The 15535-nt window shown below is 67.8% G+C and carries 13 protein-coding genes and 1 pseudogene; 10 read left to right on the top strand and 4 right to left on the bottom strand.

Features of this window, described 5'->3' with window-relative positions:
- The first annotated feature begins 31 nt into the window (after positions 1-31).
- Genes FHR19_RS10890 through FHR19_RS10875 form a run of 4 tightly spaced genes read left to right on the top strand, consistent with a single transcriptional unit; the run spans position 32 to position 2581 of the window.
- Entirely contained in the window at positions 32-454 is a 423-nt protein-coding gene (locus tag FHR19_RS10890; RefSeq protein ID WP_184028152.1) for a hypothetical protein, read from the top strand.
- An 11-nt stretch (positions 455-465) separates the two neighbouring features.
- On the top strand, positions 466-732 hold the full coding sequence (locus tag FHR19_RS10885; RefSeq protein WP_184028148.1) for an HPr-rel-A system PqqD family peptide chaperone: 267 nt from the start codon (positions 466-468) through the stop codon (positions 730-732).
- The gene (locus FHR19_RS10880; protein WP_184028146.1) at positions 729-1580 is read left to right on the top strand and encodes an HprK-related kinase A; all 852 of its coding nucleotides are present in this window, start codon (positions 729-731) and stop codon (positions 1578-1580) included. The genes FHR19_RS10885 and FHR19_RS10880 overlap by 4 nt, the downstream gene beginning before the upstream one ends.
- Positions 1577-2581, top strand: a complete 1005-nt coding sequence (locus tag FHR19_RS10875) for a nucleotidyltransferase domain-containing protein (RefSeq protein ID WP_184028144.1) — start codon at positions 1577-1579, stop codon at positions 2579-2581. The genes FHR19_RS10880 and FHR19_RS10875 overlap by 4 nt, the downstream gene beginning before the upstream one ends.
- 96 nt (positions 2582-2677) lie before the next feature.
- Here FHR19_RS10875 and FHR19_RS10870 read toward each other — a convergent pair whose 3' ends face one another.
- Both FHR19_RS10870 and FHR19_RS10865 read right to left on the bottom strand, forming a co-directional pair.
- The gene (locus tag FHR19_RS10870; protein ID WP_184028142.1) at positions 2678-3085 is read right to left on the bottom strand and encodes a GNAT family acetyltransferase; all 408 of its coding nucleotides are present in this window, start codon (positions 3083-3085) and stop codon (positions 2678-2680) included.
- On the bottom strand, positions 3082-3753 hold the full coding sequence (locus tag FHR19_RS10865) for an HAD-IA family hydrolase (protein WP_184028140.1): 672 nt from the start codon (positions 3751-3753) through the stop codon (positions 3082-3084). The genes FHR19_RS10870 and FHR19_RS10865 overlap by 4 nt, the downstream gene beginning before the upstream one ends.
- 62 nt (positions 3754-3815) lie before the next feature.
- On the opposite strand from FHR19_RS10865, the gene glmU reads away from it, so the two are divergent.
- From glmU to FHR19_RS10845, 4 genes and pseudogenes are all read left to right on the top strand, one after another.
- Positions 3816-5183 (top strand): bifunctional UDP-N-acetylglucosamine diphosphorylase/glucosamine-1-phosphate N-acetyltransferase GlmU, encoded by a 1368-nt coding sequence (glmU, locus tag FHR19_RS10860; protein ID WP_184028927.1) that lies wholly within the window; start codon positions 3816-3818, stop codon positions 5181-5183.
- A 1-nt stretch (position 5184) separates the two neighbouring features.
- Positions 5185-7008 (top strand): glutamine--fructose-6-phosphate transaminase (isomerizing), encoded by a 1824-nt coding sequence (gene glmS, locus FHR19_RS10855; protein ID WP_184028138.1) that lies wholly within the window; start codon positions 5185-5187, stop codon positions 7006-7008.
- Positions 7009-7112: 104 nt separating this feature from the next.
- On the top strand, positions 7113-8099 hold the full coding sequence (locus FHR19_RS10850) for an arabinan endo-1,5-alpha-L-arabinosidase (protein ID WP_184028925.1): 987 nt from the start codon (positions 7113-7115) through the stop codon (positions 8097-8099).
- A pseudogene (locus tag FHR19_RS10845) lies at positions 8096-9130 on the top strand (glycoside hydrolase family 43 protein); the annotation flags it as partial. The gene FHR19_RS10850 and the pseudogene FHR19_RS10845, both read left to right, overlap by 4 nt.
- A 91-nt stretch (positions 9131-9221) precedes the next feature.
- On the opposite strand, the gene FHR19_RS10840 reads toward FHR19_RS10845, so the two are convergent.
- Positions 9222-10190, bottom strand: coding sequence for a family 43 glycosylhydrolase (locus FHR19_RS10840; RefSeq protein WP_184028135.1), 969 nt, complete (start codon positions 10188-10190; stop codon positions 9222-9224).
- Positions 10190-13006 carry a TonB-dependent receptor gene (locus FHR19_RS10835; protein WP_184028133.1) on the bottom strand — a complete coding sequence of 939 codons (2817 nt, stop codon included), beginning with the start codon at positions 13004-13006 and terminating at the stop codon, positions 10190-10192. The genes FHR19_RS10840 and FHR19_RS10835 overlap by 1 nt, the downstream gene beginning before the upstream one ends.
- Before the next feature lie 211 nt (positions 13007-13217).
- Here FHR19_RS10835 and FHR19_RS10830 point away from each other — a divergent pair, with 211 nt between their 5' ends.
- Positions 13218-14354: an aldose epimerase family protein gene (locus tag FHR19_RS10830; RefSeq protein WP_184028131.1), complete on the top strand. Its 1137-nt coding sequence runs from the start codon at positions 13218-13220 to the stop codon at positions 14352-14354.
- A gap of 16 nt (positions 14355-14370) precedes the next feature.
- Positions 14371-15534 (top strand): glycoside hydrolase 5 family protein, encoded by a 1164-nt coding sequence (locus FHR19_RS10825; protein WP_184028129.1) that lies wholly within the window; start codon positions 14371-14373, stop codon positions 15532-15534.
- The last annotated feature ends 1 nt before the right edge of the window (position 15535 follow it).

Here is a 15535-nt window from a genome sequence, read left to right as displayed (position 1 = left end):
CAAGCTGGCGCGGGCGAGGAAGAGTGCGACCATGAGCGAAGACACGCCCGATACCCCGCCCGTCGAGACCGACGGCACGACGCCCGGCCCGGCCATTTGCCGTCGCGCGCTGATGATCGGTGCGGTGGGCGCGTCGGCGGTCATCTCGATTCGCCCGGCACTGGCACAGACTGCCGCTTCGATCTCGAACTGCCAGATCCCCGTGCCCGATCCGGCGCGTGCGGGCCAGTATATCGCGCCCGACGGCAAGCTGGTGCCCGCCGGCACGCAGGGTGCGTTCCCGCCCGCGGGCCGTCCGTTCAAGGGCGAGGAGGTCAAGCGCGCGCTGAACGGCGGCACGCTGCCCGGCACCGATTACCAGCGCAGCAAGGCGTACACCAATTACATCCGCCGGTTGCAGCAGGGGACGAGCGGCTTCACCTGCTTCGCCTCGCTGCAGATGCCCCGCGCCTGACGCGCCACGCGATGCGCTATCGTGCCGCCGCCCTGGCGAGCCTGCGCATCGTGCCGCTCGACGTGCTCACCGCCATCTATCACCGCGCCTCCGGCCAGACGCATATCGTCGAGGCGCCGGTGCCCGAAATCCTTGCGGCGCTGGGTGAGGAGACCATGGGCGTCGAGGCGATCCTCGACCGGCTGGCGCGCGATTATGCGCTGGTCGATCCCGACCCCGCCGCGCTGACCGATCGGCTGGAGGAGCTTGCCGCCGCCGGATTGGTGGCGCGGGCGTGAGGCACGTTTTCTCGGTGCGGATCGGCCCGGCGGGGTTCCGCGTCGGCAGCGACTGGCGTCGGCCGATCGCCGAGCTAGAGAACCTGTACCGCGACTATCCGAAGCCCGAGGATGGCGTGCCCGACTTTACTGTGCGCCTGTTCGCGGCGCGGCCGTGGCGACGCTTCGTGCGGCCGGCGGTGATGATCGGCGGCGACTTCACGATTCCCGATGCCGCGCCGCTGCCGCTCGATCTCGGCCTCTTGGCCGCGGAAATGGGGATGAACCTTCAGATGGCGCTGGCACAGCGTCGCTACCTGTTGCTCCACGCCAGTTGTGTCGAGCGGAACGGCCGCGCGGTGCTGATGACCGGGGAGAGCGGAGCGGGCAAGTCGACGCTCGCCGCCCTCATGATGGCGCGCGGCTGGCGGCTGATGGGCGACGAGTTCGCGCTGGTCGATCCGGAGACGGGTCTGATCCACGGGTTCCCGCGGCTCGTCAGCCTGAAGAACGAGAGTGTGGCGGTGATGCAGGCGGCGCTGCCACAGGCGCGGTTCGGCCCGCCGCAACTCAAGACACCGAAGGGCGACATCCGCCACCTCGTCCCCGACGCCGCTTCGATCGCGGCGATGGCCGTGCCTGCGGTGGCGGCGCATATCGTTTTCCCCCGCTTCGGGCTGGAGCGCGCGATCCGCGAGGTGCCGCCTGCCGAGACGTTCGTGCGGCTGACGCAGGCGTCGACCAATTACGTCGCGCTTGGCGAGCGCGGGTTCGACGCGCTGACCCGGCTCGTCACGAGCGTCCCGGCAACCGCGATCGACTATCCCGATGCGGCGACCGCGATCCGACAGGTCGAGGCGCTGGCATGAGCGCGCGGCTACTCGTCGCGGCATTGCGCGATCCGGCGTCGGTTGCGGAGTTCAACGCCGCGGGCTGGACCGCGCTGATTTCGGCGGCGCGCGCCGAGCAGATGATCGGCACGCTCGCGCACCGCGTCGCCGGGTTGCCGATGCCGGCCGCGGCGGCGCGCATCCTCGATGATGCCCGCGCCTCGGCCGAGCAGGGGCGGATCGCCGCGCTGTGGGAGGCGGAGATGGCACGGCGGGCGCTGGCGCCCATCGGCGTGCCGGTGATCCTGCTGAAGGGCACCGCCTTCGTCGCGGCGGGGCTGGAGGCGGGACGGGGGCGGCATATCGGCGACCTCGATATCCTCGTGCCCCGCGATCGGCTGGAGGAGGGCGAGGCGGCGCTGCTGGCGGCGGGGTGGGAATGGGTGAAGCCCGACCCCTATGACGACGCCTATTACCGCCGCTGGATGCACGAGTTGCCGCCGCTTATCCACCGCGAGCGGGACCGGATGATCGACGTCCACCACACGATCCTGCCGCTGACCGCCGCGCCGACGCCCGATGCGGCGGCGCTGGTGGCAGGGGCGGTGGAGATCGGCTGCGGGCTCTTCATGCTGAGCCGCGAGGACGTGGTGATCCACGCCGCCGCGCATCTGTTCGCCGATGGCGATCTGGCCGGCGGCCTGCGCAACCTGTGGGATATCCACTGCCTGATCGGCGAGTTCGACGCGCCGGGTTATGTCGAGAGGCTGCGTGAGCGGGCGCAGCTGCATGGGCTGCTGCCCGCGGTCGATCGCGCATTGCGGCTGAGCCAGTGGCTTTACGGCGCGGGGGCACCGCTCACGCCGATTGATCGGCCGTTCGTGCGGCGGCTTCTCGGCCGCGACGGCTGGGGGCGGCAGCGGCGCAAGGTCAGTGAGTTCGGCTTCTACCTGCGCGGGCATCTGCTCCGCATGCCGCCGGCGATGCTGGCACGGCACCTGTGGACCAAGTGGCGCAAGGGCTATCGGCCGGTCGGCTAGCCACCACAGCTCGTCACCCCAGCGAAGGCTGGGGGCTCTGGCCGCTCCTGCGGTGCGCTGTAACGGAGCGATCCCAGCCTTCGCTTGGATGGCGGATCATAGCAACTTGCCCATGTTGATGCGCGGCTCGATTACATAGCCGAGCCGTTCATAAAAGGCGGTGACGGCGGCGTTCCCCTCGCGGATCTGGAGGTTGATCTTCGGGCAGCCGCGCGCGGCCAGCGCCGCCTCGGCCGCGCGGACGAGTGCGGCGCCGAGCCCGCGGCCCCGATGCGATGGAACGACTGCAACGCCCCACAACCAGCCGCGATGGCCGTCATATCCGTGCATGATGCTGCCGACGATCGCGCTTACATCCTCGGCGACGAGGACCGAGCCGGGCTCGACGCGCAGCTTTTCGGGCACCGACACGGGCGCGGCGTTGCGCGGCGGATCGTCCGGGAAACAGATGCGCCACAGCGCGTCGACGCCGGCGAGGTCCCCGGGCGCGAACGGGCGGATCATCCCAGCCGCTCGAGCGCGGGGATGAGCTCGTCGTAATGGCCGATGATCGTGTCGGCGCCGAGTTCCTCGACCGGCTGCATCAGGAAGCCGAAGCTGACCGCGACCGCAGGAATACCCGCCGCGTGCGCTGCCTCGACGTCGAAGATCGAATCGCCGACGAACGCCGCGCGCCCACCGCCCAGCCGCTCGATCATCGCGTGGATCAGCGCGGGGCTGGGCTTGGCATTGCCCGGCCCGAGCGAATCGCCGCCCAGGAGCACCTCGAACCGATCGGCGAGGCCGAGTTCGCGGAGCAGCTTTTCGGCAAAGCCGTACCGCTTGTTAGTGACGATGCCGACCCGCACGCCGCGGCCCGCCAGCGCGTCGATCGCACCCAGCATCCCCGGATAGGGTATCGTTCCGGCGGACAGATTGGCCTCATAGAAGGTGAGCAGTTCGGGCAGCAGCCGGTCGAGCAACGCCTCGTCCCCGCCGCCCGAGGCAGCCAGCCCCTCTGTCAGCATGTGGCGCGCGCCGCGGCCGATCATCGGCTTCACGCGCTCGACATGCAGCGGCGGACGCGCGTCAAGCGCCAGCGCGTGGTTGACCGCGCGGGTCAGGTCCGCGGACGTGTCGAACAGCGTGCCGTCCAGGTCGAAGCCGACGATCTCGAATGAAAAATTGGTCATGTCCGGTGCGATGCCCGTCCGGCTATGGAAATGGCAAGGCTTTCGTGGCACCGCCGCCCGCGATGACCGAGCAATCCTTCCCGAACCGCCCGATCGCCGCAATCGTCCTCGCCGCCGGGCGGGGCACGCGGATGAAATCGGACCTGCACAAGGTGCTGCACCCGATCGCGGGCAAGCCGATGCTGCTCCACCTCCTCGACAGCGTGGCGACGCTCGGCGCCGAGCGGCAGGTGGTCGTCGTCGGCGATCGCCGCGAGCAGGTCGAGACGGCTGTTGCTGGCCGTGCCGATACCGCGCATCAGGCCGAGCAGCTCGGAACCGGCCATGCCGTGGCCCAGGCCGAGGCGGCGCTGGCGGGCTTTTCGGGCGACGTGCTGATCCTCTACGGCGACGTGCCGCTCGTCCGCGCGGAGACGATGCGGCGGATGCTCGATCGATTGCACGCGGCAGATTCACCCGCTTGCGTCGTGCTCGGCTTCCGCCCGGAGGACCCTGGGGCCTACGGCCGTGTCATCGCCGACGATGCGGGCCGGATCGACCGGATGGTCGAGTTCAAGGACGCAAGTGCTGACGAACGCGCGGTGACGCTCTGCAATTCCGGGCTGATGGCGGTGCGGGCGGTGGACCTCTTCGGGCTGCTCGCGCGCGTCGGCAACGACAACGCGGCGGGCGAATATTACCTGCCCGACATCGTCATGCTGGCTGGGCGGGACGGGCGCGCCTCGGCGGTGATCGAAACGGCGGCGGACGAGGTCGATGGCGTCAATAGCCGCGGCGAACTCGCCCGGCTGGAGGCCAAGTGGCAGGCGGCACGGCGGGTGCAGGCGATGGCCGATGGCGCAACGCTGATCGCGCCGGAAACCGTGTGGTTCGCGCACGACACGGTGCTGGGCCGCGATGTGATTGTCGAGCCGAACGTCTGGTTCGGGCCGGGCGTGACGGTGGCGGATGGCGTGGTCATCCACGGCTTCTCGCATCTCGAAGGCTGCACGATCGCCAGCGGCGCGGAGATCGGACCCTATGCCCGGCTGCGCCCCGGCGCGGACATTCGCGCGGGCGCCAAGGTCGGCAATTTCGTCGAACTGAAAAAGGCGGTGCTGGGCGAGGGCGCGAAGGTCAATCACCTGAGCTATGTCGGTGATGCCGATGTGGGTGCGGGCGCGAACATCGGCGCGGGCACGATCACCTGCAATTACGACGGCTATCTGAAATACCGCACGACGATCGGCGAGGGCGCGTTCGTCGGCTCGAACAGCGCGCTCGTCGCGCCGGTGGCGATCGGCGCGGGTGCGATCGTCGGCGCGGGGTCGGTGGTGACCGCCGACGTGCCCGCCGATGCGCTCGCGCTGGCGCGCGGGCGACAGGAAGTGCGCGAGGGATGGGCGGCCCGTTTCCGCTCGATGATGAAGGCGCGAAAGGCGGCGAAGTAACATGTGCGGCATCGTAGGGATTCTCGGCACCAGCGACGTGGCCGAACGGCTGTTCGACGGCCTGAAGCGGCTCGAATATCGCGGCTATGACTCGGCGGGCATCGCCACGCTGCACGACGGCGCGATCGAGCGCCGCCGCGCGCAGGGCAAGCTGGCCAACCTCGGTAAGCGGCTGGCCGAAGAGCCGTTGCCCGGCCATGTCGGCATCGCCCACACCCGCTGGGCGACGCATGGTGCGCCGACCGAGGACAACGCCCACCCCCACGTCGCGGGCAAGGTGACCGTCGTCCACAACGGCATCATCGAGAACTTCAAGCCGCTGCGCGACGAGCTGATCGCCAAGGGCCGCGTGTTCAACAGCCAGACCGATACCGAGGTCGTCGCGCACCTGATCGACGAGGCGCTCCAGGCCACCGGCGATCCGGTCGAAGCGGTGCGTACGGCACTACCCCGGCTGCACGGTGCGTTCGCGCTGGCGATCCTGTTTGCGGATCACGCGGACCTCCTGATCGGCGCACGGCTCGGCTCGCCGCTGGTGATCGGCTATGGCGAGGGTGAGACGTTCCTTGGATCCGACGCGCTGGCGCTGGCGCCGCTGACGCAGCGCATCGCCTATCTGGACGAGGGCGACTGGGTCGTCATCCGCCCCGACGGTGCGCAGGTCTATGACCGCGAGAACACCCCCGTCGAGCGACCGGTGACGATCAGCGGCGTCACCGGCGCGCTGATCGACAAAGGCAACCACCGCCACTTCATGCAGAAGGAAATCTTCGAGCAGCCGATCGTCGTCGCGCAGACGCTGCGCTCGTACCTTCAGCGGCTGGAGGGGCAGATCGTGCTGCCGATCCCCGAGTTCGATCTGTCGGGCATCAAGCGCGTGACGATCGTCGCGTGCGGCACCAGCTTCTATGCCGGGATGGTCGCCAAATACTGGTTCGAGCAGTTCGCGCGTGTCCCCGTCGACATCGATGTCGCGTCCGAGTTCCGCTATCGCGCGCCGGTGATGGAGCCGGGCGGGCTGATGATCGTCATCAGCCAGTCGGGTGAGACCGCCGACACGCTCGCGGCGTTGCGCCATGCCAAGGCAGAGGGGCAGACTATTGCCGCAGTGGTCAACGTGCCCACCAGCTCGATGGCGCGCGAGGCGGATCTGCTGCTTCCGACGCATGCCGGGCCGGAGATCGGCGTTGCCTCGACCAAGGCGTTCTCGTGCCAGCTCGCGGTGCTGGCGGCGCTGGCTGCCAATCTCGCCAAGGCCAAGGGACGGCTGTCGGTGGAGGACGAGCGCGCGCTGGTCCGCCACCTGGGCGAGGCGCCCGCCGCGATAAACGGCGCGCTCGCTTACGACGAGGCGATCGAGGCGATGGCGCCGCTGATCGCCAGCGCGCGCGACGTGCTGTATCTGGGCCGTGGTACGGATTATCCGCTAGCGCTGGAAGGCGCGCTGAAGCTCAAGGAAATCAGCTACATCCATGCCGAGGGCTATGCCGCGGGCGAAATGAAGCACGGACCAATCGCGCTGATCGACGATGCCGTCCCTGTCATCGTCATCGCACCTTCCGGACCGTTGTTCGAGAAGACCGTCTCGAACATGCAGGAAGTGCAGGCGCGCGGCGGCAAGGTCGTGCTGATCTCCGACTATGACGGGATCGAGGCGGCGGGCGAGGGATGCCTAGCGACGATCACCATGCCCAAGGTCCACCCGCTGATCGCGCCGATCGTCTATGCGGTGCCAGTGCAGTTGCTCGCCTATCACGTGGCGGTGGCCAAGGGCACCGACGTCGACCAGCCGCGCAATCTCGCCAAGAGCGTTACGGTCGAATAACTCCGACATTTAACTTGCATCCGACTGCCCTTCGCTGAATAGTCATATTATTGACTGTTCGCGGAGGGCGCACTTTGGTTCGGTGGATCGCGATCGGCGCACTGATGGCGGCGGGGGCGGCGTTCGCGCAGGCCGACGCGCCGCAGGGCGAGGTCCGCCCGGTCCACGACCCCGTCCTCATCCGCGAGGGTCGGGTATGGCATGTCTATTCCACCGGGATCGGCAAGGAAGGGCAGGGCATCCTGTCGGCGCGCGCGTCCGACGACCTGATCCGCTGGCGAACCGTGGCCCCGCCCTTTGCCGCGCTGCCCGATTGGGCGGCGAAGGCGGTGCCCGGCGCGCGCAACCTGTGGGCGCCGGACATCAGTTTCGTCGGCGGGCGTTACCGGCTCTATTATTCGGTCTCGACCTTCGGCTCGAACCGCTCGGCGATCGGCCTCGCCACCAGCGCGACGCTCGATCCTGCCGCGCCCGGCTATGGGTGGCGCGACGAGGGGATGGTGCTGGCCTCGAAGCCGGGTGACGATTTCAACGCGATCGACCCCGCCTTCGTCGCCGATCGCGACGGCCGCCACTGGCTGGCGTTCGGCAGTTTCTGGAGCGGGTTGAAGCTGGTGGAACTCGATCCGCGCACGGGGAAGCCGCGCAGGCCAGGCGAGAAGCCGCTCCCGCTCGCCAGCCGCCCGGTACCGCAGGGCGCGCCGTCGATCATCGAGGCGCCCTACCTGTTTGAGCGGGGCGGCTGGTACTGGCTGATCGCCAGCTACGACTATTGCTGCAAGGGTGCGGCGAGCACCTATTACACCGTGATCGGCCGGTCGAAGACAATCACCGGGCCGTATCTGGGCAAGGACGGGAGTTCGATGCTGGCGGGCGGCGGCACCGTACTGCTGCGCGCCGACCTGGAGGAGAAGGGACGCTTCCGCGGGCCGGGCCATGCGGGGCATTTCCGCGGGCGCGATGGCGTCGATCACCTCGTCTTTCACGCCTATGACAAGGAAAACGGCGGCGCGCCGACGCTTCGCCTCGCGACGCTCGACTGGGGCGCCGATGGCTGGCTGCGCGCCGTGCAACAGGGAGAGAAGCCGTGACCGATCCGATCTCGCGCCGGTGGGTGCTGGGTGGGCTGGCCGCCAGCGCCGCGATTCCAGCGTTCGCTCAAAAGCGGCGGGCCGGGCGCGGCATCGTCAATCCGCTGGTGAAGAACCGCGCCGATGCGCAGGTCTTTCGCCACGATGACGGCTGGTATTACATGACTGGATCGGTGCCGGAATATGACCGGCTGGTGCTGCGGCGGGCGAGGACGCTGGCGGGACTGACGACCGCAGCCGAGCGGGTGCTGTGGCGGCACGAGGCGAAGGGGCCGATGTCGGGCTTCCTCTGGGCGCCCGAACTGCACCGGATCGACGGGCGCTGGATCATGTATTTCGCCGCCGGGCCGAGCGGTGGCGGCGAGGACGTGTTCCGCATCCGCACCTATGCTGTCGCCTGCGACGGCCCGGATCCGATGACGGGCAACTGGTCGGTGCTGGGGCAGCTCCAGACGCCGTGGGACAGCTTCAACCTCGATTCGACCAGCTTCGTGCATCGCGGCACGCGCTATCTGGCCTGGGCGCAGCGCGAGCCGGGGATCGAGACCAACTCGAACCTCTATCTCGCGCCGCTCGCGACGCCGCTGACGCTGGCGGCGAAGCCCGCGCGACTGACCATCCCCGAGCTGCCCTGGGAAATCCGCGGGTTCAAGGTGGCGGAGGCGCCGGCGCTGCTGGCGCGCAACGGCCGCCTTTTCATGACCTATTCGGCGAGCGCGACCGATGCGCGCTATTGCCTGGGCATGCTGACGGCACGGGACGATGCCGACATCATGGACCCGGCCGCGTGGGCGAAGTCGCCGTTGCCGGTGATGCAGACGTCCGCCGCGCACCGCATCTACGGGCCGGGGCACAACAGCTTCACCGTGGACGAGCGCGGGCGCGACATGCTCGTCTTCCACGCGCGCGACTATGAGAAGATCGAGGGCGATCCGCTGTTCGACCCCAATCGCCACACGCGGGTGCAGCCGATTCGCTACGATGCCGCGGGCGTACCGCAATTCGATTCGCCGGTCGCCAACGGCCCGCTGGCCTGATGCGAAGAGGACCCGGCGCCGCGTGGCTGCCGGGTCCATCGAGGTTGGGGGCGGAAAGGGGGGAGAGGGGCCGCCCCGGTGAGGTCTAACGCGTCGGCGATAGGGTCGGTGCCGCCGCGCCGTCTGTCATGCGGATCGGGCGGATGCTGCCGTCGGGGGCGTAGCTGACGCGGTCGATCGCGATCTGGCGCTCGCCCTTGTAGGGCTCCGGCTCCGACGGATTTTCCCAGCGGTGATAGACGATCAGTGTCTCGCCCTTCGGCGTCACGACGAAGCTGTGATGGCCCGGCCCCTTGTGCGTCGCATCGCTCTTCAGGATCGCGCCGCGATAGGTGAAGGGGCCGGTGGGCGAGGGGCCGGTCGCGTAATGCACCGAATAGCTTTCGCCGTTGAAGCGGCCATGGCTGTAGGAGAGGTAGTAGATGCCGCGGCGCTCATGCATGAACGCGCCCTCGGTGAACTCGGGCGGGTTGGCGACGGCGATCTCTCGCTTGATCGAGACCATGTCGCGGTTGAGCTCGAACACGCGCAGCGTCGAGCCCGCGCTGCCGCCCGCATAGAAATAGGGCGTGCCCGATTTGGGGTCGACGAACACCATCGGGTCGATCGCCTCGAACCCCGTTCGCCCGGTCAGCAGCGGCTTGCCGCTGTCGCGATAGGGCCCCTCCGGCCGGTCGGCGACGGCGACGCCGATATGGCTGAACTTCGGCGTGTTGGGCCCGAGCGAATAGTAGAGATACCATTTGCCGTTCGCCCGCGTGACGCCCGGCGCCCACAGGAACCGTTCGGGCGCGCCGTCGTCGCGCACCCATTTGATCGACTTGCGGTTGATGAGCTCGCCGCGATCGCGCCACGATTTCAGATCGCGCGAGGAAAAGGCGTGGAAGCGGTCGGCGTCCCACGCGCCCACCGGGCCGCCGGTGGGAAACACCCACATCTCCCCGCCGATCATCAGCGCGTGGGGGTCGGCACCCTGGAATTGTGGGTTGCCCTGGGGCGCCGGTGCGGCGGCGCCCAGGGTCAGGACAAGCGAGAAGAGAGCGAGGCGCTTCATCAGAAACGGAACCGAACGCCGAGCGAATAGGTCCGCTCGAGATACAGGATCTGGCGGGCATATTCGTCGCCCGCATCGTTGAACTCGCGATAGCGGCGCAGCGGATTGCCGAGCACGTTGACCACGTCGAACGCGAAGGTGACGTTCGGCACCGGCGTCACCGTGGTCGAGAAGTCGAGCTGGCCGCGCCCCTTTTCCACCACGCCGCGGGTCCGCAGGCTGCCGTCCGCGCCGGTATCGAGCGGCTCCTGGCTGTAATATTGCACGAAGTCCGAGCGATAATTGTACGCGAGGCGTGCCGAGAAGAACGGCTTTTCATACAGGCCGACGATGTTGCCGGCCCATTCGGACACCCCGTTGAAGCGTACCCGCTGGCCCGCGACGTTGGGCGCGCTGGCGAGCGCGGCGTTCAGGTCGCCCTTCGAATCGATATAGGTCGCGTTCGCCTGAATACCGAAACCGCGCGCCCATTCGGGAATGCCAGCGAAGTCGAGGAAGCTGGTGAAGCCCACTTCCGCACCCTGGAACCGCGTCTTGCCGGTGTTGACCGGCAGGTTGAGGCGCGACGGGCCGTAGCCCACGTCGACGCCCACCTGCTCGATCCGGCTGATGAAGCCGTCCGCATCGCGCCGGAACAGCGCGCCGGTGAGCGAGCCCGAGCGCGAGAAATACCATTCGAGGCTGACGTCGTAATTGTCGGATGTGAGCGGCCGCAGATTGGGGTTGCCGCCGCTGATGAAGCGCAGGTTGCTGTTCGGCGCGCACTGCGGCAGCGTCGGGCTCGTTGCACACTCCGGCGGGATGTTGACCGGCGGCCCGACGGTGAGTGTCGGGTTGAGGTCGAAGAAGTTGGGCCGGGTCCGCGTCTGCGTGTAGTTGAGGCGCAGCTGCACCTCGCTGCCGATGCCGAAGCGCGCGCTGGCATTGGGCAGATAGTCGACATAGTCGTTCTTGGCCGTGATCGGCGAGAAGGTCGCCGGATTGGTCGAATTGTCCTGAACGAAGCCCGAGATCGTCGTCTGCGTCTTGACCGCACGCAGGCCGATCAGGCCGTCGAGCGTGATGTTGCTGCTGAGGTCGAGGCCATATTTGACCTGTGCATAAGCCGCGTAGGATTTCTCGTTTGCGTTGAAGTTCTCGGTCGGGTTGAACGCCGGCTGGCCCTCCGGCGCGCCGTAGAAGGCGCGGATCGCGGGCAGATTTTCGCGGATGCTGTCCGCGGGGATCGCGGCGAAGGTGCGGACGGGCCAAGCGTTGTTGTAGTCGAAGCCCGGCCGCGTCGACTGGATATCGACGGGCAGTGCGGTCAGCGGAATGCCCGCCGGCAGGTTGAAGATATAGAGCGAGCCGCGGTCGCGCGTCGCATCGCGGTCGTTGTAGCGAATGCCCGCTTGGATGCGCTTGATGAAGCCGCCGTCGAACTCGTACTGCGCGTCGGCGCGTGCCTGGATATCCTTGCCGGTGACGACCAGATTCTCCTGGAAGAAGCCGCGGCTGATGAAGTTCGCGGGATCGGTCACGTCGAAATTGCGGAAGCTCAGGCTCGGCCCGCCGTCGTTGCCGTCGACCTCGAAGATCACGTCGCGCACGGGCGAGCTGCGGAACGCGTGGTCGATGTTGTTGAGCTCGAACGTATACTTGCTGTCGGTATAGGCGACGTCGGCCGAGAGCTGGAGCCCACCCTGCTTCCAGGTCGCGCCGCCGCCGACCTGATAAGTATCGGTCTTGCCCTGTGCAGCGCCGTAATAGCCGTCGGGCGCGTTGGCGCCGGTGACGGTCGCGCTCTGGGCGATGTTGGTGCCGGGGCGGACAGTGACGTTGCTCAGCCGGAAGTCCGGCCCGCCGAAGATCGGGAAGAAGAGGAAGCGGTTCTCGTCCTTGCCGCGATAGCCCTGGAACAGGCCGTCGACATAGATTTCGAGCTCGGGCGTCGGTCGCCACTGGAAGGCGGCGTTGGCCGAGGGACGGAAGCGGTCGCCATAGCCGTAGAACAGCCCCTGCGCGTCGGGAAAGCGGACGCCGGCGGCGCCGGGGGCGTTCCCCTCGTTCGTGGTGCCGATGACCAGCGACTGCTCGCGCGTCGAATCGAGGAAGTTGATGCCGACATAGCTGGCGTTGACCAGCAAGCCCATCTCACCGATGCCGGTGTCCCAGCGGTTGCTGACGAGCAGGTTGCCGTTCCACGACAGGTCGCCCGACTGTTCCCACGACACGCCGTTGAGCGAACCCGACAGCTCGAATCCCTGAAAGTCGAACGGGCGGCGGCCGCGGACGTTGATCTGGCCGCCGATGCCGCCCTCGATCAGGTTGGCGGTACCCGACTTGTAGACCTCGAGCGCGGCGACGGTGCCGGCGGGGAAGTCCTGGATCTGGACGAAGCGGCCCTCGGCGGTGAAGATCTCGCGCCCGTTATAGGTGGTGCTGATGTCGGGCAGGCCGCGGACCTGCACGCCCGCCGCCTCGCCGCCGCCGCGCGTCACCTGGACGCCGGTCACGCGCGCGAGTGCGGCGGAGGCGAAGGTGTCGGGCAGCTTGCCGATATCCTCGGCGACGATCGCATCGACGATGCCATCCGAATTACGCTTGACCGCCTGTGCCGATTCGAGGCTGCGGCGAAGGCCGGTGACGACGATCTCGCCATCGTCGGTCGCGCCCTCCTGTGCCGAGGGGCCGGGGGTGGCGGGGTTGGCGTTCTGGTCGGAAGCCGTCTCGGGCTTGGGCGTCTCGAGCGCGGTGCTCTGCGCCATGGCGGGCGCTGCGGCGCCGAGCATCACGGCCAGCGAAGCCGACGCCAGCAGGACGAGCTTGGTCTTCATCATCTCTCCCCTTCAAGTTCGCCGCGGTCTTTTGCGCGGATAAACTCCGACATATCGCCGCACTGTTTTTGCTGCAATACACATTTATCAGATATATTCGATTTTGCGGCTTGTCGAAGCAAATCGTCGCGTTACGATCCGGCCCAACGACTGCGGGTGCGGCGTCCGGCCGCCCGACCGTCGATCAAGAACGACAAGCACGGGAGCGGTAATGACTCGCACATCCATCATCGCGGCGGCGCTTGGCCTCACGCTGGCCGCGCCGCCGGCGCTGGCCGGCGAGGCGAAGCGATCGACCTTCGGCGCGATGCCCGACGGGCGTCCGGTCGCGGCGATCACGCTGTCGAACGGCAAGGGCGTAAGCGCCACGATCATCGCGCTCGGCGCGTCGATCCAGGCGCTTCGCATGCCCGACAAGAGCGGGAAGGTCGAGGATGTGCAGATCGGCTACGACACGATCGACGGCTATCTGACCAAGCCCGAGTTCTTCGGTGCGACGGTAGGCCGCGTCGCCAACCGCATCGCCAAGGGGCGCTACACGCTAGACGGCAAGGCTTATTCGGCACCGGTTAACAATCGCCCCAATTCGCTGCACGGCGGGACCAAGGGGTTCGACAAGGTGCTGTGGGACGTGACCGAGGTGAAGAGCGGCCCGTCCGCGTCGGTCACGTTGCGTTACGTCAGCCTCGACGGCGACATGGGCTATCCGGGTACGCTAACCACCTATGCCATCTATTCGCTCGACGAGGCGAACCGGCTGACGATCGAGTATCGCGCGACCACCGACAAGCCGACCGTCGTCAACATCAGCAATCACGCCTATTGGAACCTGGCCGGCGTCGGCAGCCCGCGTGGCGCGATGGGGCATGTCGTGACGATTCCGGCGGATCGCTTCACGCCGACCGACGCGACCTCGATCCCGACCGGCGGGCACAGGTCGGTCACGGGCACCGTCTTCGACTTCCGCACGCCGCGGGCGATCGGCGATCGGGTACGCGATGCGAGCGACCGCCAGATCGAATATGGCCGCGGCTACGACCATAACTGGGTGATCGGCGATGCCGTGACCCGCGACGAGCATCTAATGGCGCGCGTGGTCGAGCCGGTGTCGGGCCGCGGGTTCGAATTGTGGTCGAACCAGCCGGGCCTGCAATTCTATTCGGGCAATTTCTTCGACGGGACGATCAGGGCGAAGAAGAACGCGATCCTGCGGATGGGCGACGCGATCGTCATGGAGCCGCAGCTCTTTCCCGACACGCCCAACCAGAAGGGCTTTCCATCGGTGCGGCTGGCGCCCGGCCAGATCTATCGCAACGTCATGACCTATCGACTGTTCGTCGAGCGTTGAGCGCGAGGAAACCGACATGAAGCACATCACCGCAGCGCTGCTTGCCTCAATCGCCCTGTATGCCGCGCCCGCCGAGGCGCGCGACCGCTGGACCGAGGCTCAGGCCAAGGCGTGGTACGACCGCCAGCCCTGGCTGGTGGGATCGAACTACACCCCCGCCAGCGCGATCAACCAGCTCGAGATGTGGCAGGCGGAGACCTGGAACCCCGCCGAGATCGACCGCGAACTCGGGATGGCGCAGGCGATCGGCATGAACACGATGCGCGTGTTCCTGCACGACCAACTTTGGGAACAGGATGCCGAGGGGTTCAAGCGGCGGATCGACGAGTTCCTGACCATCGCGGCGAAGCACCGGATCAAGCCGCTGTTCGTCCTGTTCGACAGCTGCTGGGACCCGAACCCAAAGCTGGGGCCGCAGCATCCGCCGATCCCCGGCGTCCATAATTCTGGCTGGGTGCAGGGGCCGGGCATAGCCGGACTTCGCGACAAGCGGCGCTATCCGGCATACAAGGCTTATGTGCAGGGCGTGATCGGCGCGTTTGCACGGGACGAGCGCGTCCTCGGCTGGGACCTGTGGAACGAGCCCGACAATGGCGCCGATCAATACAAGGGGCAGGAGGGCAAGGAGCCGCTGGTCCGCGCGCTGCTGGCACAGGTGTTCCAGTGGGCGCGCGACGCCGATCCCAGCCAGCCGGTCACCTCCGGCGTGTGGATCGGCGAGGACTGGACGCCGGGCGGGAAGGGATCGCCGATGGAGAAACTGCAGCTGTCCCAGTCCGACGTCATCACCTTCCACGACTATAACTGGCCGGAGACGTTCGAGCGGCGGATCAATCAGCTGATCCCGTACAACCGCCCCATCCTGTGCACCGAATATATGGCGCGCGGGAACGGGTCGACCTTCGACGGGTCGCTGCCGATCGCCAAGCGGTACAATGTCGCGATGATGAACTGGGGCTTCGTCGACGGGCGGACGCAGACGCGGCTGCCCTGGGACAGCTGGCAGAAGCCCTATGTGATGGCGGAGCCGACGATCTGGTTCCACGAGGTGTTACGCGCCGACGGCACACCCTATCGCCAGGCGGAGGTCGATCTCATCAAGCGCCTGGCGGCGGCGCCGAAGGGCGTGGTGCCGGCAACACCGACCGCGACGATGCAGCCGGTGCGCGGGCGGCGGTAGC

It is taken from the genome of Sphingomonas yantingensis, assembly GCF_014199325.1.
GTDB lineage: Bacteria > Pseudomonadota > Alphaproteobacteria > Sphingomonadales > Sphingomonadaceae > Sphingomonas > Sphingomonas yantingensis.
This window is presented reverse-complemented; position numbering and strand designations above follow the sequence as displayed.